Source organism: Paenibacillus sp. PL91 (assembly GCF_012935325.2).
Lineage (GTDB): Bacteria > Bacillota > Bacilli > Paenibacillales > Paenibacillaceae > Pristimantibacillus.
Window position 1 is genome coordinate 472,234 of sequence record NZ_JABBYG020000002.1, and the last position, 23,030, is coordinate 495,263.

General features: G+C 37.6%; 20 protein-coding genes. 3 read left to right on the plus strand and 17 right to left on the minus strand.

Annotation, left to right across the window (positions count from 1 at the left end; genetic code table 11):
* Positions 1 to 800: 800 nt before the first annotated feature.
* The 5 genes from HI950_RS07610 to HI950_RS07630 form a co-directional block, all read right to left on the minus strand.
* Positions 801 to 2,183 carry an SEC-C metal-binding domain-containing protein gene (locus HI950_RS07610; protein WP_169083260.1) on the minus strand — a complete coding sequence of 461 codons (1,383 nt, stop codon included), beginning with the start codon at positions 2,181 to 2,183 and terminating at the stop codon, positions 801 to 803.
* 439 nt (positions 2,184 to 2,622) lie between these two features.
* Positions 2,623 to 3,180, minus strand: coding sequence for an FxLYD domain-containing protein (locus tag HI950_RS07615; protein WP_169083261.1), 558 nt, complete (start codon positions 3,178 to 3,180; stop codon positions 2,623 to 2,625).
* Complete coding sequence (locus tag HI950_RS07620; RefSeq protein WP_169083262.1) at positions 3,159 to 3,557, minus strand: hypothetical protein; 399 nt, start codon at positions 3,555 to 3,557, stop codon at positions 3,159 to 3,161. The genes HI950_RS07615 and HI950_RS07620 overlap by 22 nt, the downstream gene beginning before the upstream one ends.
* 520 nt (positions 3,558 to 4,077) lie before the next feature.
* Positions 4,078 to 4,602 (minus strand): HNH endonuclease, encoded by a 525-nt coding sequence (locus HI950_RS07625; protein WP_169083263.1) that lies wholly within the window; start codon positions 4,600 to 4,602, stop codon positions 4,078 to 4,080.
* 61 nt (positions 4,603 to 4,663) lie between these two features.
* Positions 4,664 to 5,059, minus strand: a complete 396-nt coding sequence (locus HI950_RS07630; protein ID WP_169083264.1) for a DUF6979 family protein — start codon at positions 5,057 to 5,059, stop codon at positions 4,664 to 4,666.
* Between the two features lie 192 nt (positions 5,060 to 5,251).
* Between HI950_RS07630 and HI950_RS07635 the strand changes: the two genes are divergently transcribed.
* The 3 genes from HI950_RS07635 to HI950_RS07645 all read left to right on the plus strand — a co-directional run bounded on the left by HI950_RS07635 (position 5,252) and on the right by HI950_RS07645 (position 9,506).
* On the plus strand, positions 5,252 to 5,986 hold the full coding sequence (locus HI950_RS07635; protein ID WP_187768049.1) for a hypothetical protein: 735 nt from the start codon (positions 5,252 to 5,254) through the stop codon (positions 5,984 to 5,986).
* A 291-nt stretch (positions 5,987 to 6,277) separates the two neighbouring features.
* Positions 6,278 to 7,900 carry an ATP-dependent nuclease gene (locus tag HI950_RS07640; protein ID WP_169083265.1) on the plus strand — a complete coding sequence of 541 codons (1,623 nt, stop codon included), beginning with the start codon at positions 6,278 to 6,280 and terminating at the stop codon, positions 7,898 to 7,900.
* A gap of 661 nt (positions 7,901 to 8,561) precedes the next feature.
* Positions 8,562 to 9,506 carry an EcsC family protein gene (locus HI950_RS07645; protein WP_169083266.1) on the plus strand — a complete coding sequence of 315 codons (945 nt, stop codon included), beginning with the start codon at positions 8,562 to 8,564 and terminating at the stop codon, positions 9,504 to 9,506.
* 264 nt (positions 9,507 to 9,770) lie between these two features.
* Here HI950_RS07645 and HI950_RS07650 read toward each other — a convergent pair whose 3' ends face one another.
* The 12 genes from HI950_RS07650 to HI950_RS07705 form a co-directional block, all read right to left on the minus strand.
* Complete coding sequence (locus HI950_RS07650; RefSeq protein ID WP_223285159.1) at positions 9,771 to 11,171, minus strand: DUF3427 domain-containing protein; 1,401 nt, start codon at positions 11,169 to 11,171, stop codon at positions 9,771 to 9,773.
* A gap of 411 nt (positions 11,172 to 11,582) precedes the next feature.
* Positions 11,583 to 12,338 (minus strand): hypothetical protein, encoded by a 756-nt coding sequence (locus tag HI950_RS07655; RefSeq protein WP_169083267.1) that lies wholly within the window; start codon positions 12,336 to 12,338, stop codon positions 11,583 to 11,585.
* A 423-nt stretch (positions 12,339 to 12,761) separates the two neighbouring features.
* The gene (locus HI950_RS07660; protein ID WP_169083268.1) at positions 12,762 to 13,097 is read right to left on the minus strand and encodes a hypothetical protein; all 336 of its coding nucleotides are present in this window, start codon (positions 13,095 to 13,097) and stop codon (positions 12,762 to 12,764) included.
* Between the two features lie 353 nt (positions 13,098 to 13,450).
* Positions 13,451 to 13,744: a hypothetical protein gene (locus HI950_RS07665; RefSeq protein WP_169083269.1), complete on the minus strand. Its 294-nt coding sequence runs from the start codon at positions 13,742 to 13,744 to the stop codon at positions 13,451 to 13,453.
* Between the two features lie 35 nt (positions 13,745 to 13,779).
* Positions 13,780 to 14,055 carry a hypothetical protein gene (locus tag HI950_RS07670; RefSeq protein WP_169083270.1) on the minus strand — a complete coding sequence of 92 codons (276 nt, stop codon included), beginning with the start codon at positions 14,053 to 14,055 and terminating at the stop codon, positions 13,780 to 13,782.
* Positions 14,056 to 14,552: 497 nt separating this feature from the next.
* On the minus strand, positions 14,553 to 15,551 hold the full coding sequence (locus tag HI950_RS07675; protein ID WP_169083271.1) for a hypothetical protein: 999 nt from the start codon (positions 15,549 to 15,551) through the stop codon (positions 14,553 to 14,555).
* A 354-nt stretch (positions 15,552 to 15,905) separates the two neighbouring features.
* Positions 15,906 to 17,636 carry a hypothetical protein gene (locus HI950_RS07680; protein WP_169083272.1) on the minus strand — a complete coding sequence of 577 codons (1,731 nt, stop codon included), beginning with the start codon at positions 17,634 to 17,636 and terminating at the stop codon, positions 15,906 to 15,908.
* Between the two features lie 357 nt (positions 17,637 to 17,993).
* A complete protein-coding gene (locus HI950_RS07685) occupies positions 17,994 to 18,797 on the minus strand; it encodes a hypothetical protein (protein ID WP_169083273.1) in 804 nt (267 codons plus the stop codon).
* A 30-nt stretch (positions 18,798 to 18,827) separates the two neighbouring features.
* Positions 18,828 to 20,231, minus strand: coding sequence for a hypothetical protein (locus HI950_RS07690; protein ID WP_169083274.1), 1,404 nt, complete (start codon positions 20,229 to 20,231; stop codon positions 18,828 to 18,830).
* Between the two features lie 764 nt (positions 20,232 to 20,995).
* A complete protein-coding gene (locus tag HI950_RS07695; protein ID WP_191296751.1) occupies positions 20,996 to 21,283 on the minus strand; it encodes an excalibur calcium-binding domain-containing protein in 288 nt (95 codons plus the stop codon).
* A gap of 372 nt (positions 21,284 to 21,655) precedes the next feature.
* Entirely contained in the window at positions 21,656 to 21,868 is a 213-nt protein-coding gene (locus tag HI950_RS07700; protein ID WP_169083275.1) for a DUF3006 domain-containing protein, read from the minus strand.
* 23 nt (positions 21,869 to 21,891) lie between these two features.
* Entirely contained in the window at positions 21,892 to 22,956 is a 1,065-nt protein-coding gene (locus tag HI950_RS07705; RefSeq protein WP_169083276.1) for an MBL fold metallo-hydrolase, read from the minus strand.
* Positions 22,957 to 23,030 lie beyond the last annotated feature (74 nt).

Sequence of the window (23,030 nt, forward strand, 5' to 3'; positions counted from 1 at the left end):
TTGATATATTCCAAGGGTACATCATTTATTGCATATTTGATGGTACAATTTTACTTTATGTTGGAAAAACTGGCGATATACGAACAAGGATATTGTATCATCCTTTAATGGATCGTCCTCTGTATATTGATCTTTTTGCTGAAAACATCACAGTAGAAGGCTTTTTTGTAAACACAGATGCTGACCTTCACACTTATGAATTATTCTCCATCAACACGCTTAAGCCTTTGCATAACATACATCGTGTATATACTTATTGATGTTATGTTAGCACAGCCCACGATTCGTCGTGGCTGCTGCTCTGAACAAGCGTGATATAAAATAAATCCTCGTCGAGCAGCTGTAGTGCACACCCACTATCGGAAATCCTCATAAGTTCTTTGACTAGTAACTATCCCCCCCCTACCATAGCGCAAATTCTCCTAACAAAAAGCCTTCACATGGAAGGACCTGTAGCTGATTTACGTTTGGCTAACTCCCTGTATAAAGTTGGCTTTGATGCACCTGTAAGTTCTGTTATCTCTTTCAACATGTACTGCATACTCTCATGCATCTTGATTGCTTCCTGCACTTTTGTTTTCAGGTGTGTTAATGTCTATCCTGTTGTTACCTGTTGCTTTGGCAATACACTGACAGCACGATACATAAAAATACATGCGTTTGCACTATTATTCAACCGTTAGATGGTACAATTTTGCCTACATACGTCTATGTCGCAAAAGACCAATTTTGCGACACGATATTTATCCTATTTTTATCCTGATAAATCGCAAAAGAATGGATAATTATGCAATGCTGAATCATTTCAAGCAACAACGTTTATACTTCAATCCGCTACCACAAAAGCAAGGTTCATTCCTACCTTTTTTTCTAGTAGTTACTGATACGTTTTCTTTAGGGACATTTCTGAAATCGGAGATAAGCCCTGCTAGATATTCTCTTTTTCGATTTTCCGTATCTTCTAATTGATTCTTCTCTATGAGTATAGCATTCCTTTGCATTCTTGCTGATACTTCTGCTACCTTTTTCAAATGTGAAAGGAATCCATTTTTATCAAATACATTATCTGTTGAGTGTTCACTTGCAATCCTTTCTAAATTAATAGTTGTAAAGTTAGCAGAATCTATTTCTATTCTTTCACCTAGATGATCCGATACACCTTTCATCACATCCAATACGTCTTTATGGTATTCCATAGGAACGCAACTTAAACCTGCCACTGCTAGCCCAGAACCCCAATCTACCCAATCAGTAGCCTTATACTCTGAAACAATTGATGAAGATGCATCAAATAGTTCTGCACCAAAACCATGTATTAGTTCCATTGGAACTTTACGACCACATGGATTCTGAACGAAAGCCACAGGAACTTGTCTAGTTATCATCTGGAATGCATGAGACACATCATTTAGAAACTCTTTGCCTTGGATTGATCGTCTGAACTGATGTAAATGCCTGATAATAAATACTCCATCTATTAGTTCAAAACGAGGTTTGCCCTCTACAAACGTATTTTCAGTAAACAGCCCATTCGCTGGGTTTAGTAATGCTGCCATAACCTCATTAGCATGATCATCCCATACTATAAAGAGAAAACGAAAATCATCTTGATAACTTTCCGACTTCGTATACTCTTTGTATTTGCCCTCTGCGCTTACCAAAAAATCTTTGACTGTCAATACTTTCGACTTCAGTGGATTTTCCTGCGACAAAAGTTCCCTCTCCTGCAAATGGGAAGTCAATTGATACCTAGATTTGCGATCTTGCATATAAGTCATTATATCTGCTGCTTTTACTTCCGCTGCGTAATTGTGACCAAATGCCTTTGATCTAAACTCTGGGTTCTTTCCATTTCTTATTGATTGTGGTTCTGACACAATGTACTTATGTCCGTTTTGTTCATCAGCTATTTGTACTGCTTGGGCAAAGACCAAAACCTCAGCTAAGTTCGAGTAAATTTGTGACCAAGATTCAGTTTCTCCGATCCTATTGATCATTTTCATCGAGTAGTCTGGCACAACTTTTTCGATAATAGCAAGTGTGTCACAAAGCATGCTTACGAATGGATTTATTGGTGGAAGAAATTTATTTTCTACCCGATGGTAGTCATGCACTTGAAATTTAAGTGGGTGAGATTGGGGTATTCTATCCCTCAATAGCTTAAAAATCTGATTTGAGTTCATAGTTGTTATCTCCCTTACACTGGATTATTGTACTGACACAAGATACAGTTGATTAAGGAACCCTCCACGTTCATCATGCTTTTTCTGTCGAATACGTTCCAGTTCCTCTAGCACAACGCCTTTACAACGAAAGTAGCTATAGACTACTTCAAGCAAATAATCCAGACTCATTTTCGCACAATGGATTGCATCGACATTCTTCATCATTCAGGTCATCTGAGAGCATGTTACGCTGTCATAATACCAAGCATATACGTTAGCACCTATCTCTGATGCTTAATCTATAATTTTAATCGATCTGTACCTTATCAATTGGTCTTGCATTACATAGATAGATCATACTAAATTCAAGCCTTCATGTCATATATATGTCCCACAGACAAACAAAAAAAGAGCATTCAGTGTGAAGTACTCTTAATAGGTATTGGTTATTCGATATCTATTCAAACAGCTGGAAAGTATAATTCTTTATTCCCTCTGGAAACTTGGTCATCATCTCAAACTTCTTAGTCTCGTTTGGCTCAATCCCTAGTGAATCAATGGCGTATGTCCAATCAGTATCAATTACATTATCATTCCCATCCTTATATATAGCCTTAACCTTTATATAAGAATAGGATATGTCTCCATTGTTCTTTACTGATCCTGTTGCACGAATGTAGTCTCCATCTCGACTCACTTCTATATCAGTGATTTCAAGCATAGGAACTGCATCTTCATTTGTTTCGTCCAGAAGTTCAGTGAAGAAATCCATATCCTCTGACTTTATAACAAGATCACCATCCAAAACACTCATTGCTTCTTCTGACTTACCCTGCTTATGTAGTTCTTTAGCTTTTTCCATTTGTTCATTGTATTCGCTATCAGAGATTGAATTATCTCTCTCTACATTGTTTGAACATCCAGATAATATGGAGATAGATAAAGCAATGAGAATTAATATTGTATTACGCAATTCAAACACCACTCCATCCTCTATGAAGTTCCTGCTTCCCATTTATGCCCACAACTCATACAGCCAACCATTAGCTTCTTACTCCCAATAAGTCCTCCTAGCAATCCAACTCCACCTAGCAAAGCACCTCCAACAGCAGACTTGCCAAGGCTAAAGCCTTTGTCTCCTGCGGACAATTGAGTGGATTTACATTTTGGACATCGCAATATCTCGTTTGAATTATCCGTATCTTGAAATAACTGTTTGTTTGCTGGCTTCTTAATGATGTTTGAAGACTCTCCACAGGAGCACATAATAACTGCATTGGACTTATAGCCAATGTCATTCGATTGACAGCTAATCTTAAGAACCTTATTCTCCTTAGAGCATCTTTCACAGCTAATATAATAATATCTTCCTGATTCATGTAATAACTTCATACCAAACATCACCCCTAGAACCCTAGAAATTTGAATAACAATCCAATAAGAACAAAGCCACAGACTACAACTGCAAAGATAGCAGCTAGATTAGTACCTTGTGGCAATGTTACAGACCAAGGGGCTTTCTCTGAAGATGTGTTTTCAGTAGTAGAAATGTTTGAAGGCAATTCACTTGCACACTTGCTGCAAAATGACATACCAAACACCTCCCCCTATATGGTTATGCTTACATCATACAATATTATACAAATATGAGGAAGGAAACTTCCTTCTGATAAGCTTTTTCTACTATAACAACAGGTTCTTTCACAGGCTCTTGAACTACAGCTTGTTCAGGCATATGACAAGTTCTGCTCAGGCTATCTGCTTTTTGTTCAACATCCGTCTTAGTGCCCTCACAGTAGCGCTAACAGCTTTCTCATACTCTGCACTGCACACTGATTCAATTCTCGATCTAAACCACTTCACTGGCTTCACTGAGCATGATAAGCCCTAAACCTCCCCCTCTAATAAAGTGTCATTTATCAGGTTTAGCAAATAATAACTTAGCAATATCCTGAGCAATGCCAACTTGGTTAGTTGTATAAGCTGATACTTCGGCGTATAAATTTGTAGCGATAGTCGATATACCTTGACTCATTGATGGGTCGACATTATATTTGTAGCGTTCTGTAAAAACTTTAATACGCCTGATCCTTGATTCTTTTTGATTTGATGGAATTTTCATCTTTGATATAAATGAGAGCCAATCTTTTGCATTCTTATCCCTATTACATGAATTACACGAAGGAACAACATTGCCCCATGAATGCAATCCTCCACTTTTTTTATTCATAGGTATTAAATGATCCTTATCAAATAAAACTGCCGTAATTTTTTTCCTACAGTAGCAACACTTATATTTAAAAAAACCTAATATCACGTGTATGTCAGTGTCATTACTATGATCAAAAGGATTGAATCCTCTATATTGGTCATACTCTCTGCCTAATCTGTAAAACAACTCCCTTACCGCTTGGTTAGCTGCTCTCGATGCTGACATCTAATCCCCCCTAACACCAACTTTAAATCGCATTGTCCATTAAGTCATCTCTAAGTTATCTCTACCTAATAATGAAGTTATTATTCCAGAGAGACAAAACAACATCCATCTGTGAGTTATGGGACATCTCCACTCCATTCATAACCTCTCTCCACAGTTCAAGCTTATCTCCTGCCAACTCAGGCTTGTCTCTCAAAATCTGCACAGCTTGGATTGCATAATTCTTGTTCTTCTGTGACCCACTTCTCTCAGCATATATTCCTTGTACGACACCCTGCACCAAACCATCTTCGCACAAACCAAGAAAAGCATTCTTTGGGCAACCCTTTTTCTGTGCTGCTGTGCCTACTCCAAAAGTTTCGTTAGCAACTTCATTCCAAGCATACAAGGGTGTCCAACCTTCGTTTACCTGAAGTTGTTGAACAGCCTTTACAGCAGTTTGTCCATATTTATTCAATAGATGACCTCTCCCCTATTTGTCCTCACTTGGTATCCCTCAACTATCTTTGACGCTTTCATAGAATATACGATTGCCATTTCCCAATAATACAACGAATTCCTTCTTTTACCTTAGCAATAATTGTATTAAAATAAATTCTAGTATGCAACAACTGAATCTTAAGTCACAAACAACTAGGAGAAAATACATATGTCTTTCTTAAAGGGTTTAGGTCAATTTGCAGGGGAAGTAACAGGCAAAGTTCTAGGTGGAACAGTAAGAGTAGTAGGTGAAGTCGCAGGAAGCCCATTTATTAAAGAAATAGGCAACGGGGTTGAAAAAGCTACAATAAATACTGGAAAGACAGCTGGTCAACTGGCAAGTGGAGCATTTGATGTTGCAAAAGGAATGATTAAGCAAGATGGAGATGCAATTGACAATGGTCTAAGTGATATTGGCGGTGCTGTTGCAACCACAGCCGTAGGGGTAGCGACATCTGCTAAGTACGTTTATAACAGCGGTAAGGACGTAGTGGTAGGAATTAAAGAAGATGATTACGACAAAGTAAAGTCAGGAGCAAAGGGGCTTGTAACAGCAGCTGCTGTAAGTGTTATCGCTGTTGGTCTTTTTGAACTTATTGACGTTGCTGATGGTGGAGTCGAAAGCGCTGATTTGGAAGCTGATGCTGGTGTTGAAAGCGATTTGGATAGTGGAACAACCACAGAAACAGTTGATATAGAACAAAATGTAAATCCAGATTCTGACGTAGTTTTAACTGAAAATCCAAACACTCACAATGTTGATGCTCATTATGTTCATGAATATACACGAGCAGATGGGGTTCATGTGGAAGGTTATTTTAGAGATGGCGATGGTAATACAAGCATTGATAATCCAGATGGTGAATATGAACAAAGTAATCCTGACTATAAGTCAAAGGCTTAAGATCAGGTGATTTAGGGCTGCTCTCTTTCTGTTGTAGTCTATGAAGCCATCCAGCAGGCTTATACGAGTAAGGTGTATATGGCTGTGCCGAAGCATGGGTTATGACCATAAATGGCTTACTGAGCAGGCATGTGATGGTACAAAACGTCTTGGCATTAAGCTTTGGGACATAGAAGTCTTGATTGAGCAGATGGCGAAGATCAAAGCCACGTAAACGATTAGTGTGAATTGATTTAGGAAAGCTGCCAGTTTATATGTTACAAACATAAGGTAAACAAAGGAGTGGTTCTCTTGCTAATAACTAAATTAACTGTAAAAGGACTGAGAAGTCTTACATCTGTTTCACTGCGATTTGAAGAATTTAGTGTAATAGTTGGTAAAAATGATATTGGCAAGTCAAGTACACTAAGAGCCTTAGACATTTTCCTTAACGATTTGAAACCTAATCGAAATGAAATATCACATGGGGAAAATAAGCTAGAGATTTCTATCACCTTCAAACTCACTAGTGAAGAACTTGAAAATGAAGAATTTCACGAGTTGGTCAAGCCTTATCTCGATAGCGATAGGTTCGAAGTCAAGAAAACAATCTCCATTGATACAGCAGATGTAACTAAACTTAGAACAGCAGAAGTTTACATCAAGGATGAAAAAATCAAACCAGCTGACTGGAAAAAACTCTCTTTCCATCTACCACAATTCATATATGTGGAATCCATTAGAGATATCGATAAGGCAACGAAGCTAACTTCAGGATCGATACTAGGAAAACTTGTAATGCCCTTGGTTTTAAAGAAAAAAGAAGTAACTAATGGGATACAACAACTTAAAACAATAATATCAGATAATATTAGTTCAATTGTTACTGACATTGAAGGCTATTTGAAGGAGCAAACGGCTGATGTGCTTAACCTAATTCCAAAATCTGATATTACGATGGATAAAGCAATCGAATTGGATTTACTTGTTAATGATGGTTTTAGTACAACCTCAATCAGTGGAAAGGGTTCAGGAATTCAGAGTTCTCTAGTAGTTTCATTATTCAGGGCTTACGCTAAACATCATGTTGGTAAGAATCTTATCTTTGGTATTGAAGAACCAGATGCTTATCTCCATGTTGGAGCGCAGCGAAAGATATTTCACTCCCTACAATCCATTACCGAGAATGAAGGTCAGGTAGTTCTCACTACGCATTCAACAGTATTTATTGATAGAGGAAATCTAAAGGGAATTACACTTCTAAAGCGTAATGAACAAGGTAAAGTAGAAGCAAAAAGAATAAAGCAAGATAGAGACATTAGTATAATTCAAGAGAACCTTGAATTACGAAACAGCGATTGGTTGCAATGGGATGCCATATTAATGGTTGAAGGTGGAACCGAAGACGCTGTTTTAGACATCTGGGCTAAAAAACTTGGCATTAACTTAGATAGTATTGGAATTAAAATCCTTGTAATAGGTGGTAAGGATAAAGCGCTCTATTTTGCTAATGCTACAATACTTGATGACTTAGGGATTCCATATGCCGTTCTTTTAGATTCCGATGAAAAAAATCCTAATGAGTATGCAGAATACTTAATCAAACAGACTAAAATCAAAAGAGAAAGCTGCTTTATATTAGATAAAAGAGAAATCGAAAACTACTATCCAAAACATGTCTTACAAAAGGTATTTCCTGAAAAGGATTTTGAATCCGTCAATTTCGGTGATAAAGATGATGTTAAAGATCAATTATTAAAGATTGTCAATAAATCTCCAGAATCCTTAGGCAGAATAGTTGCTTCATCGATGATGCCTACTGAAATACCATTTGCAATCCAAGAAGCTATACAACATCTAATTGATAAAATTCTTCATGAAGATGGCAAACTGTCTTTGATACAGCGCCTAGCTGCAGCTACTAACGAACAATAACTTTCACTCTTAAAACTGCTTTGGTTTGTTCTAACTGTCATCGGATGCTTCATCGCAGACGACCTTGGCTAGGAATAAACCAATTAAAATCTATACTTCAAGCATCAAGTTTGGTTACATAAAAGTTTTATTTCATATACGGCTCATTCGGCAATCACGTTAAGTCGCTAACGAGAATATGCCTGTTTTTTATTGGAAACCAAGTAGTACAATTGATATTAAGAAGCAACCTTAACGGTAATTGTAACAAGCGGCTGGCTGCTGTAGTATCCTAGCGTCCTAGCCTACTCAGTTACGATTCAAGGAGTTGAGCAACATCGACAACCTCACTAGGCTTTACGGAGAACAATATCTGAGCAGCCTACCACTTCGTCTATCAAGAATGGATGATCCAGAAGGTGTTGCGTACTTCCTAGCCGCCACAGACGAAGGATTGGTAATCAGGCAGCTTGAATTCGATAAGTACATCCAACCAGCATTCAAACACAACATCGTCGATGACGATATGTTAATCGTTAAAGAACTCAAAGCAAACGGGCAGGATAGCTAGATTTATAAGGGATTTTTGAAACTAATATAGACAAATACAATAATATCCATGCCTATTATTGAAGAGTTAAGTCAGAATTCGGCAATACCCATATATTGGAGGAAACCTACAATGACAACATTTAATGAGTATGAGCAATTTGTTATACGTGAGATGGCGAAGAACGCAATCTCAACTAATCCAGTTCAAGTCGCTCTTGAAGTAGCGGGAAAACCTGTAGCGAAGCTTATGGAAGTTGCTCATTCTTCAAAAAACAAGTATATAAAGAAAGCTGTTTCCAATATAGATGCTACTATCGAAAAATCGTTAAGAGGAACTGTTAAATTAGCAAAAAAATTAACAAGCGACGATGCCGTCCGAAAGGAGTTTATGAAGAATCATAAACTCAGCATTAACCACATAGAAGAAATCCGTAATTTATCCTTAAAAGAGATGGATATTGTTGCAGATTCATTTGATGCCAGTAACGGCTTCTTTGTTACAGCAGAAGGTGCAACAATGGGGTTAATTACTACTTTTACTGCTGGGCTTTTAGCACCAGTAACCATAGCAGCTGATGTGACAGCGTCAATGACACTGATGTCTCGACATATCAGCCAGATTGCAACTTCCTATGGATATTCGCCCGTCGATCCAATGAATATGCCACATATTTTAGCCGCTATGGCTCCTACTTCTTCTTCATCAGACGAAGGATTCTTATCAGCAAAGTCTTTAGCTTTCGCAGAAATTACAGCTGCAACTAAGTTTGCTAACGCTGTAACTAAAGAATGGACATCTGAAGTTATAGAAAAGTCTTGTCCGAGTTTGATTAAATTAATCCAAAAAGTTGCTGAACGTTTAGGCGTTGTGATTACTCAGAAAGAATTGGGTATGATAGTTCCGATTGCTGGGGCGGTCATCAATGGCGGACTTAATCTAGCATTTCAACAAATGAATCATACAAATGCAAAAGACTACTTCCGAAAGGTATATTTATATAATAAGTATGGAGAAGATATTGTAAATAATGCACTTGCAGGGGAAATCCAAAGGTTGGAAAGTAGAGTAAGCTAAGACGCTAACAAAAATGTAACTGTTGATCTTCACAGGTTACACGAAAGTGTCCATCATTTCTGTAACTGTAGGAGTCAGGCACACTAGAAGCCCTTTGCGGCACCCACAAGATTTCCCTAGGTATGAATGAATCTGGTATGACCACTAAGCCAGTGATCGAGTTTGAGCCTACTGGGTTGTTCCAGCCAGAACGCAACACACGTATTAGCGCAGTCGCCACAGTTCAAGTACGATGGAAATGATTAAAAATCAAAAGCCATCCACTCAATGAGGGATGGCTTCTTCTTTATCTCGAATCATCATTTTTAATTCTTCAACTGAAAACGCTGGTTTTCGTTTATGAAGCATTGCATGACAATTAGGGCATACAGGTCGCAAGTCCTCTACTGCATCAACTTCATATTCTTTCCCAACCTCATACAATGGCTTTAAATGATGAACATGAATAAAGTCATTTCCGATCACCCCATAGTAATCAGAGAAATTAAACTCACAGACACTACATTTACACCCATGATGCTCTATGCATTTTCTTCGAGCAATTGGATTCCTTTCGTAGACATTGACGAATATTTGCTTTACCGCACCCTCGACAAGTTTATTTGGTTCACTTTCTTCCTCCGAAAGAATTTCAGGGTGGTTCTCTAGTGGGTCGTTGAACTGCCAAACTACATTCACTGGAGATGTATCTTCAAAGCTTTTCGCCATACCGTTGCCAATGTAAACGAACTGCGGGTCGTCACTATCTTCTCTTGCAAATATGTGTACTTTACTATTTGGATCAATGAGAGACTGTATAGAATCATGTAATAATTTCGAACCCTTTTTCCCAAACCAAACTAAGTCATTCCCATCAAATCTGTTAGGGTGATCATGCCCAGTTCTACCTGCTGTACCAATGTTTGCAAATACATAGGAATCATTATTAAAACGAGTGTAGCCTGTGTCCCAATTTCCTCCCTGTTGGGCATCAGGAACGTTCACTATTCTGTAAACATCTTTACGAGTATAATATTCACCTACAATGAAGGTGGGAGCCGCCAATTCATTTGAAGTGTTGTCATCAAATACTAAACCCTGAATTACATAACCATACTCCTTCAATCGCTCATAGGCAGTACGGCGCTCTTCAACGGTAAATAAGACTTTGTACTGAGGAAGAAGAACACTTGCTTCAATGGTCAAATCAAGTCTCTTCTCACTCCACAACCTTTCAAAGCCTGTCGTTGCAGTATCTCTTGCAAGGAAGTCCTTCGCAACACTTACCGCTCCACGTTCACTAATCATTTGAATGAAAGCCCTTGCATTGTATTTGTACTCTGTCTTAGCAGTGTTGTAAGCTGCGACAACCGTTTTATGAAAGCTATTTGCAGCATCATTTCCAATATCGGTGTAGATCACATCGTTCAATTTATCAATAATTATGAAGCCTAACTGCTTTAAGAAGCCATTAGCTTCAACACCACCACTGAATTCATGCGGTTCTAGTTCAGTTCCGTTAACAAATGTATTTGCAATAGAGAGGACATACTTTGGCGGGTAATTTTTATCGTTATATACCAAGACATACTTGGTTGAAAGTCTTTCATCTGGTACAACACTTTGATTGATGTATTCTATCGCCTTTATAACGTGTTCCACAGATATGTTTTTAGGTATTGGCATTGTCTGCTCCTTTGAACTGTAAATTAAACCCTTCACTGCAAACATACCAGAATTGTACAATTTTAGATATACGTAAAACTAAGTGTCGAGGACACAGTAGAAGGAATAATTGGGATACAGTTAAGCGTTGGCTTAGGGTCTCTTTAACAATAGTGAAACATATAAATTCTGTTAAACAAATGTTTAACATGATGGACAGACGTACACTCCATGCTATTAACTAGGAATTCATCGTTGGTGCATGAGTACCGCTTGCGGCACGATACGAGCGGAGCGACTCAAGCTGATTCTTAATTCGTATCCCCACAAACTGGTACAATAGGGTTAGATGTTTAGCATTTGTGGAGGCTGCTTCAATTTTTCTGTTTCATACGTTATATTTTGGCTGTACTGCATGAGATCAGGAAGACTTCATTTTGAATCATCGTAGTAACCTATTCCTAATTCACTTTTCATGAGGTCAGTTAATTCATTAATTGAAGCCATTATTGTATTATGAATCTCCTCCTGATTGTCAAATTTATTATTACTAAAAAAGTCAATTGTAAATAAAACATTATTCAGTTCATTTGTTAGCCTTTCGACTATTAAGGTCACACCAGCGCTTAAGTAAATCCGATTTAATAAAAACTCATTCTTTGCATTGTTAAAGGCTGTTCTACTTCTGATTAACTCAAGGTCAAAAAGGAAATCACTAATTTTATCTGCAATTTCTTTTTTGTCATCACTTCGACTCCATTCTTCTAGGAAGTGAAGAAGCTGGCTCTCCTCTAAACTAAATCGCCTGAGATAATTTTCAAGTTCTATTTGACTATACATTAAAAACTTTGAGGGACTAAATTCGTTTCTCAAAACTAACCTTACTTTACTTTCCGCACGTAAATAAAGATCATATATCTTTGCATATTTCTCATGCTTCTTATTAGTAAACAAAATAAAATCTTGAGTTTTTCGTTGGAAATCAAACCTCATGTGTTCCATCATTATTTGCAAATCATGCTTATGACTCTCAAGTTTCTTGTTAAAATAATTATTAGTAATAGATTTTGCAAAGTATTTCATAGCCAACCCCACGATAGCTACTATACTGACACCTGATATAGTCAGTGTCCCCCAAGTCCAAACTATATCTATACTATCTCCTCCTAAATGAGAATTGACTTTCATAATTATTCCATAAACTATAATAATATAGTTACCTTTAAAAGTCTCTATCGTATTCACTTGGGATATATGAAAGATGCGAAGAGCCTGTTACCACCGTCAAAAAACCATAAAGCCTTCAAAGCTTCATGCCAACTTGCTGTAAATCTAGCTGGTGCAATGACAGACTTCGTGTTCTTTACATGGGAAGAAAAAGCTTCAATTGGTGAGTGACGCATTGAACAAAGAAGTAGGAATCGCAGAATCACGATTTATTATTTCTGACAATGGCATTAAGCAACTTACCAGCAAATGGATGGTACTGGTTTATTTTTCGTTTCAATTCATCATTTAGGCTCAATGCAGTTTGCCATACAACTGATACCCATGGTTCTTTTAATAGAGATTGTATATCCAAGGATATATTACCTCCATTCAATCGTGCTATTATTCATTCAAATTGGATTCATCACACTTACCAAATATCAATTCAAAATCACCTTTTCTGATTAAATGCTCAATAACTTCCTCAATCCGAATACGACTACATTCATCAACAAATAGCATATCACTGCCCCAAAAGTACTTTCCATGTAAGCATTCGCCAGTTCGTCTATTCTTTTCAGCAAGCGTTTGTATGTTTTTGTATGTATAAAATGAAGCAACCCACCTCGAACCATCTTCAAAAGTGACTATTATATCCGTATTATCGTCATGTATATCCCATTCACCTTCAGCCCATTCTTCTGCTTCGATCCAAATGGAATACTGATTACTTTTCATTTAAGAACTCCCATCAATTCTATCTCTCTATTATCAATACTATACCATATGCTGGAATATCGTGCGTGGCAGAAGCCCTCTACTCTCACATAAGCTTGTTTTTTGATGTGAATGAGTCTAGGACGATTAGAAATCCAGTAATCGAGTTTGAGCCTACTGAATCATTCAGACGCACCTCAACAAACTAATCTGTTTTCTCACTACATTCAAAGGCATGCTCAGTCTCCGAGGACTTCAGTGTATTCTCCTGAACTTATAATGTAACCAAGACTATCTGATGTGCTTTAAATGGACATAGGAAAAGCACCATCGAATGATGATGCTAACTGGATAAGCTTCTCGTTTATAGAAATCTATATAATTGTTGCTGTTGCAATATCCTTTCCAGCCCAAAGATTAAAGCTATAACCTGTTTCGAGTAATTGCCAAGGTGCTTCGTCAACAATAAAAGCCACATCTGCATATGTAACCCACGTATTATCAATATGTTTTGTTATCCTTACTAACACAGTCCATGTGTCTCCATAAAATGACTTATCCTTAATTTCACCGTAGTTTACAACAATGTCCCTTATCCATTCATTTACTTGAAATCGGCTAGGGTCTTTTTTCCAATTAATAAAGGCTTTTACAAACCTTCTGTCCACGGCGATCCCCCTTTGTTTAGAGAAAGGTGTGAATATTATTCAGGTATACTCCAGGTATACTCCGTATCATTAACATAGAATTCGCCCCAAGGAGAAACTCCATTATTACTAAGTTCTCTTATGTACCATTGTGTATTTCGTTGTTGTAACTCATAATCATTTCGAATTATACCCCACCATTTTTTCTGAATCATAGCAATTGAACCATCCTCAACTATTGCAATAGAAAGAGAACTAACTTTAGTTAATATCAACATTACAGTTAGAATAACTATTATGATCCTTAAACTTGTTTTGTCGATGCGCTTCACAACACCTCTCCTTCCGATTCGCTAGATGCCCCCAAAAATAGTCTCAATATCCTTAATGTACATTTGCGGGTTCACTTACGTTCCCCTTAGATATTCGTTATAAAGTTCGTATTCCCTCTCAAAATCTTCCTTATAGCCTGCCAGTCAAAAATTTAACAGAGCCTACTTGGAATCCGAATGCTACAACAGTCTTTAATGGGTGTAAGCAGTTTATTAAGATACAGGAACGATGGTCTTGATTGTATGAAATTGTAATACAACGTATCAAGATGTATTACATTTGTCACACAATTTGATTGGGGAGATAGGACATAGTTGTCGAAGCAGAGAGTGCCGTTTGCGGCACTACAGGAGCGTAAGCGACTTAAGACTGATTCTTATTTCGCATTACCACGACTGGTACAAAAGGTCAGCTGTTTAACAATTGTGAAACAGCAACATTCCGTTAAACAGTTGTTATACAATGTCTGAGTATGTACTAAACGACGACAGCAATACTATAACCTCTCCAGTTCAGACAAGATTTGATCTATATCATTTAAACATAAGACTTTGGTATTGTACTTTTTATCAATACCAAGTTGAACAATTCTATTTTTCATCTTTCGATCAGTAACAACGATATCACTGTAAGGCAATACTGTACTTATATGATTGACATCCATCGAATCACCTGAAACAACTGGAGTTATACTAGTGATAATCTTAGCAAGCAATTTACTCCCTATGTCTATATGTGGTATTTCCTTATAACATTCGGACTTAAGAAAGTCTATAAGTCCTTCAGGTCTATCAGAAAGCTGATTCCACATGGTTCCTAGATCAGTGATAATTGATAGCTGGTCAATGTCCTCTGTAGTAATCATCAATCCATTACTCACTTTATTTCTTATTTTGTCTATCACTACTCTACTCGCTTGAATAATACCAGTGTATTCCTGTTCAAGCTGCTGTTCATATGTAACTCCTGAAGCAACTAATATCTGTCTTAGTTCATTAAATTGTTCAAGTATAATTTGTTTCCGATTGGTTCTTTCTCGTATTTCTTGCTCTGTGACTTCACCATGAACAGATATTATTAATCCATTAAGAATTTCTTTGTTCCTTTCTTTAAGTTCCTCAACAGGATCATTATAGAATGCATCCCTATAATCCATTATCACTGTGTCTTCTTTATTAATATAGGCTTCCATAAAGGCATATAACTGTTCATCATGAATTGCCTTTCTAAACTGGAATTTAATGCCCATCGAAAGAAATGACTGTGTCCTGTGCGCTTCGTTATTCAAGCTGTTTATTTCTTCATCTTGATCACCTTCGACATACAGTAGCTTTCCTGCCCTTGTTTTCTGGTAAATGACATCAATTAACTTCGAGACTCTCTCTCTTTGTAAATCCTTTAACTCCACATCTTCTCTATATTTGGTCATATCGATGACTACATTCGTATCAAGCCAGAGAATTGGAAGTGGACAGTCTTTCATCTGAATGATCATTTCAATCAATAACTCCCTTCAGGATGTATTACATTTGTCTTATAGTCAGATAGAGAATAAAGATACTAGTTGTCGATGCAAGGAGTGCCAGCGGCACGACGACTCGGAGCAGAACGTCATTTATTTAATTTAACTTACAGGCTACCGCACAATTGCTGCCGCAATTGTTTGGTTAAAATGGTACACCTGCAGTCGCAGGATGTCCCATTTTTACTAAACACTACTTTTGATCAAAACTATGCCCTAACTTTTCGAAAAACAGCAATCTATTTTCCAATAAACTTTCTGCATATTTAACTCCAACTCGTACTCCCCTCTATATAAAGATAAAGAGTACGAGTTGAAGAGGAACGGCTATCGTACTAATATGTATCTCGTAAACAGTTTAATGCAGCCTGTCTGGTCTAGTGCTATAAATCGACTATCCTTAAACAGGCTACTAAAATTGCTACCAGAGAACTCTAATACTTTGGCAATCTCGTTTTTTTGATATTTCCCAGAGGGTAGACTCTTTAGATATTCAATAAGTCGCTCAACTCTGTCAGGCGCAACGACTTTGGTTGAAGTTCTTTTCTCCTCGAACTCAAGATTCAAGTATTCTCTAGAGCCTGAACCTTTAATTTGACCTAATACAGTCTCAACAATTTCACTGTCATTGTTAACCAGAAAGAATTGACCACTAGGCATTTCATTTCGTTGTATTCGTTTGATGCTTTGATACAACTCAGCGGCAATATAACCCATCTGATTTGATCTGAATTCGTTGTTCTTAAATCTACCTGAATGTAAGTCTAGCGACTTTCTACCCAAGTCAGAATTGTTATAGATCATGTACTTTAACAGATATTGTTCATATGGAATGTTTGGCGTTCCAAGAATCCAGCATTGGGTGAAGTCAGAATAGTCGTTTCTACCGACAAGATTACCAAACCAGTTGATTGCATACTCCTGATTCGTATACTTATCATCTACTCCTATGGAGTTGACTTCCATACGATGCAACGTCAATTCAATTCTCTCAGCATTCTCCTTGTGACACAAAATCAGCGTCTTGTCAGCAGTACTATGTCGTTCTTTTATCATCTTGCAAATCTCAGGATAAAAGTCGTCTTCATTTAACCGTAGATTTGATTTGCTTGAATTGAAATCCACGATAGTGAACAACGAATTGCTGTGATCAATTAAACGCTCCTGACCAACAACAGTGAATATATCCTTGCTGTTGTAAGCACCATCAATCCCAGCACTAGCATCTAGGATGATATTGTTGTCCAGTCCCCAGAGATGATGTCTTTGATCGAACGTACTGATGTTACCATTGTTGTATATATTGTTGTTGCTATACCACAAGGGTAGTCCCTTTATCATCGTTTCAAGGTTGTTACGTTGCACACGTGATAGAGTTTTTAATGACGGAATATTACGATTGGCTTCCATCAGACTCATAAAATTTACTAAGGTGTTCGGATGAATTCTAACCCTAGTCCTTAGGCATGTGTTCTCTTTTTTATCAAGTTTATATTCCTCTAGTTTGGCATTCATTTTCTTACAGACTTTATCGAGTTCACTTTGAATCGAACTATCGAGATAACCTCGAACTTCATCGTAAAGCTTTTTCGAGAAAGAATATGTAGGAAAACTCACTTTTTCATCTATGATTAGTATGTTTCTGTTCAAAGTAAAGCATTCCCTTAGTTCGTCATCCAGACAGAGGTTAATGTAACGCTGATGTGTAATAATAAGAACTCTAACGTTAACCAGCTTGTCAGGATTATTCTTCCATTCAGAACCCCAATTCTCCTTTGTAAGTCCAACTACATCTAATTTCAATGCATTGTTATGATGATCAAGATATGCTGCCGCTTCGTCAACATCCCTACTGAAGCGCTTCACAATCAAATACCTGTTGCTGCTATCCAAATCACTTAGGCTTTCTTCAACGATACGAATCATTTCCCTGCTTTTGCCGAAGCCTGCTTCGTAGTTGAATACCTTAAAATATGTAGGTTGATTTGTTACTTCGTTTATAGCCTGTTCAAGCTGATTGACCTTTAAAGTGTATCTATCGCTGTATGTTGCTTGCATTAACATCATCTCCATAATTTATCTGTAAATAAGTACATAAATAATCACTTAACGGTTAGTACGTTATCGCTCGATAACGCCTTTCTCGATGCCACGCTCTTTGTATTCTACTAGATATTGATGTAATTCGTCATTCCTCTCAAACATCCAGAACTGTTGTAGCGTCCTTTCATGTAATCCTGTGCATAGATACTTTAAGCTTTTTCCCAGCTTCAAGAAACTCATTAGGTTCCTGCTGTAACAAAAGAAATACTGTTTTTCGTTGGTATTCATATTTTCCTTCACTCCCTTTCATTTAGCTTTATAGTAAATAGGCTGCCGCTGATATAGCGGCAACCTGGCATCCAAAATTTTGTGTTACGATGCAGATGATCTTATTTCAATTCCACTGACCTCTGACTGAACCTGTTGATGCGTTCTAGCAACCTCAACACCTGTGACTAAATCGTAGAGGATTTTATATTTGTTCATTACCATGATGTATTTACTCTCATTTCCTACTTTAAGCTGCCCATCATTTGTTTGTAGCAGCAAATTGACTCCGTTATCAGCTTCAACAATAGTTCCATGATCGACACAGTTCAAAGCGTTCTTTGGAATACGGTAAAGGGCAGCAATAGCCTTCTTGGCTTCTCCTATACCGCTATAATCGATCCTATGGTCTATTCTCGTGTCTTTGATCACAAATACCTGACACTCTTTCAGAGCGCCTTCAGTGACGTTCTTCCAATGTGGAAGCATTCTGATATTGCTTTTCTCGTATCCACGTTTTGAATCAATCCTATCCAATGTGGGACGATCCTTTAAGATGCCACTCATATTATAGATATTCGTTTGAGCAACCCAATCATCTCTGAATTGATTATCATTCCAGAGGTCAGAGAAAAACTCCTTTACATTCTTATAGGAACATGAGACATGGTCATAACCATCTCTTGAATAATTGGGTTGGCTTCTCCTGAAAGCAGCCTGACATGATCGTTTTAGTAACTGTAATGGTGGATTCAAGTCATACACTCGTTTACGTGACTCCTGTTGGTACTCGATATTACATACCTTACAGTAGTTATTTTTCCCATCCTTGCTCTTTACTGATTTGCTGTAATTGTCTAGCGGCAGGTGCTGTTTACACCTGCTGCATCTCTTTGTATTCGCTTTCATTAATGTTCACTCCATTTCATATTCTTCATTCTAGGCAAAGGTAGCGTGAATCCCTGTTACTACTGCATTACTAAAATCCCATTTCCCTACTGCAACCGCTGTATTCGCTGCACCTGAAAACTTCAGGTACTCGTTATCGAAATGTTTGAACGATACATGATCTATGCCGTTGTAGATGGTAAAGTAGTTGATGCCATTGTAATTCAATTCAAAGTCCCCAAATTGTCCGCCAATCTTAGCGTAGTTCGATGGGTAGCTTTGTTGGTATATCTTCTGCGCAGCAAGGTTGGTTGTGTCAATATGCTCTGCCTTGATCTTTCCTGCGATAATTTGATCTGCTTGTAGCGTTCCAGTATACACACCATCAGCGTCAATGTGGGTAAGTCTCGTCGAGTTAATCATAAGACCGCCAAGCTGAGCCGCATTAGGTTGATTTACGACCTGTTCCCAAGTAATAGATGCGTTAGGAGACATAATTACATTTCTTCCTACTTCAAGTGTTTCAATCATCGCAGTTGTTATTCGTCCTTCCGATACATCCAATTGCCCAATCTTTATCTTGTCGATATAATCACCTTGGATTTTAGCTTTGTCCGCTGTCAATACTTCAGAACCATTAAGCTTCAACGAACCTCTTATGTTCATATCGCCATCGAAAGTCATATTCTTGGTGTTCACGTTATAGTAAAGCGAATCGTGCCAAGTCGAACCATTATCAGAACTCGTTTGAAACCTCAAACCATCTGTGGCGTTGAAGGTTGCCTTGGTTTTGTTGTCGCTTCTAGTAATGACTAACCCATTTGTCACATCAAGGTGAACCGCATCACTAGCATATTTAATTGGTCGTGAATCAATAATCGGTGAATGATATTCAATCAATTTATCTTCGTCTAAGTAGTACTGGATCATTGTGCCGCCAATAGTTTCACTTGAATGAGCATTATATACCTGTTGAAATAATCCGATATTATCCAACACCCCATTCAATGATTCCACCATAGCGTTTGTCTGTTCATCTCCACCAATGGACATGAACATAGTCGATACTTCGCCTTCAATTCGTTTTAAGTTGTCAGGGTTGGCAGAAGATATGTTATAAATCACTGGAATTATGCCTTCCACCCTTGCAACAATAAATTCAGCATGCCTTGTACTCCCCAAGTCTATTGTAGATTCATCCTTGAATCGCTGAATGTGTTTTTTGGTAAGTTGTTGAAGCTTCTCCATGCTGCTACTCTTAGATTTAATGAACTCGTCCAATATATGCCTTGTTATTGGCTCACTGCCACTTCGAAAAATAACCATATCATCAACTTTTATGATCTTATTGCATTCACCCACTGCAAATTTCTCTCCGTCAAGTTCAATGGATGTTCTGCTATCGCCAGCTATAAAGATTCTGTCTCTTTCGAGAATTATGACGCAAAGGCTCATTTTTGTTTCCTCCCTTCGTGTGTGTCGATGTACTCTTTGTACTTGTTGATCTTATCTTCTGACATTCCGTATCTACCACTTTCGTAGTTGCTCAATGTCGTTTTGTGACAGTCAAGCATGACACCAATTTCACGCAATCTAATTCTCTTCTTCAAACGTAATAGTCGATATTCTTCTCTGGTTTCCATTCTGAACCCCTCATTTTCAATAGATTTTCATAAAATAACAACGCAAATAAGGAGGACATATTGTCCCCCTAGATTGTTTTTCAATTATGTTTATACAAGAAAAGAACGCTCCACTGAAGGAACGTCCACTTTCGATTCAATACTAGTATTATACCACAGCACATCAAAAATGTCAAATACTAGTAGATTTATCAATAACTTATTGGACATTTGACATGCTTTTCTGCAACATGTCCTCCCATTGATATCAAAAAAAGTTGAAGACGCCCTCATCGCTTCATAGAATATCCACCAATACCACGTAGCTTTGCGACTCCATGAGTTCAACAAAATCCTCATCATCGTATCGCAAAATTTTACTCATGAGTCGCTGGCTTGATGTGCTATGGGTGTTTCCATAAATCGCAATCATGGTATGGATTTTAACTATCCCCGAGTATGTCCTCAAACAAAAAGCCACTCTTAGAAAATGGAGTGGCTTCTTTGATAGAAATTTCTCTTTTATTCAACTATCGTTTTCCTCTAGGTTTATTTCATGTTAGCTACTCTTTATTTGCAATTAATCTCAACGATTACTTAACGTTCACAAGCAATCAAGTCTTTGTCCCTGTCGCTTTTTTTATTGGCGTCATAGAGTTCCTTAGAAACAAAAGGCTTGAACTTCGTTTTCCCACCTTTATTTTTGACTGAGGAAGAACGAGCGACGCCACCTTTATACACTTTATTCAACTCCGTGCAGTTTTTATATGTAACTATCTTTGCTTTTGCTTCTGCTACGCCAGTTAAATTTGAAGTAAAACTAAGAATAAGACCTAAAGATAGTAAAATCACGAATACCTTTTTAATACTAACACTTCCTTTCATCCCATAATTATCGTAAATGCCACTATAACCTCTATATTCTTTTTTTTCAAGATAAGTGAGATATAAATTTAAACGCAAGTACGTTATTCACAAAAATAGTTAGCTAGTCTTTAAGTATACGATCTACCACTTTCTGCTTATCCTCATTACTTGGCATACTGTACCTCAAAATCATATCTGATGAACTATGATCGCTAAGACTTTGTATCACGCTAATGTACTCTCCTGCTCTCACAATTTTTAAGAATAATGATTGTAGCAGTGTTAAGTTGTGCCTAAACGAAGAAAGAAGCCCAATCCGCCCCAACCCTGACAAGTTGACGGAGAGTGCTTCCTCCTTCTTAAGCAATGCTTTGGAAATATACTAATTTTTTAATCTTCCCATACATCATCCATCAGCTTTTTAATCTGTTGTTCACGTTGTTTAGTCTCCGTTGTATCAGTTGTCCATACTCCAGCAACTAATACAACTACATCTCCAACCTTTACACTCGCAGAAACATCTTTTTTGCTCACATCTTGTGTTTGTCCATCAATCTCAATAACAGCATAATCACCTTCAAATCGATCAACTATACCTTTCATAAACTATCACTTCTCCTTTGTAGCTACTCACAAGCAACTCCATCACCATCTCGATCCAGCTTAGTGCTGTAACCAGCATCACCCTTATACAATGGAGCCTTCCCCGCTTCCCTAACTGCTGTACAATTAGCGTAGACAACATTATCTTGTGGTTTCTCTGATGGCTTAGGAGTAGGTTTAGGAGTAGGTTTAGGAGTAGGTTTAGGAGTAGGTTTAGGAGCCTGTGTAGCCGTTGGCTTAGTTGCATTTGCTTTCCATTCATTTTGTGATGTCGTAATTGTCTTACCATCCGTTGTAAAAACAATAGTACCTTGTTTATCATTCCTATAAATCTTTATCTTTTTGTCTGTCAAGCGTTTCAAAACCTCACTAGTAGGATGTCCATAGCTGTTCTTGCCTACTTGTATAACTGCATGTTTTGGGTTGACTGCATTTAGAAATTTTTGAGAAGTTGATGTCTTAGAGCCATGATGACCGATTAACAAGACATCAGACTTTATATTCTCTTTTGATTTTATTATATCGTTCTCACTCTTTGATTCAACATCACCCATCAGCAAAAATGAGGTGCTACCATAAGTGAGTTTAATTACAGCGCTCATATCATTTGCATCATCGTAAGTACCTACTGGAGCAATCATTTTTACAGTAGCATCTTTTTCCCAATCAAGTGTTAACCCTGCCTTTGCAGTCGTAACCTTAAGATTTTTCTTCTTAATGGCAGTTAATACATCTTCATACGTTTTGGTGGTCGAAACAACTTTAGGCATATAGATTTTACCAATTTCAAAGTTTGAAATCACTGCGTCCAATCCACCTACATGATTTGCATCGGGATGTGTCCCAATTAAGATGTCGATCTTCTTTATCTTTTGTTTCTTTAGGTAATCAACAATTGTCTTTTCTTCACTGTTGTTGCCTGCATCGATGAGGATCGTTTTACCAGTTGAACCGATAATTAATTGTGAAGCACCTTGTCCAACATCGATGAAGTGAACCTTCAGACTTTTTGTTTGTGTTGCTGCGTGAACTGGTACAACAGATAGAACTAGAATGAGCATTAGTGCAAATAAGAATAAACGTTTCATTATTACTTCCTCCTCTTCCAACAATTATTCGAGGGAATAGGTAGTTTGTCTCAAATAAAGTCAAACTAACTTAA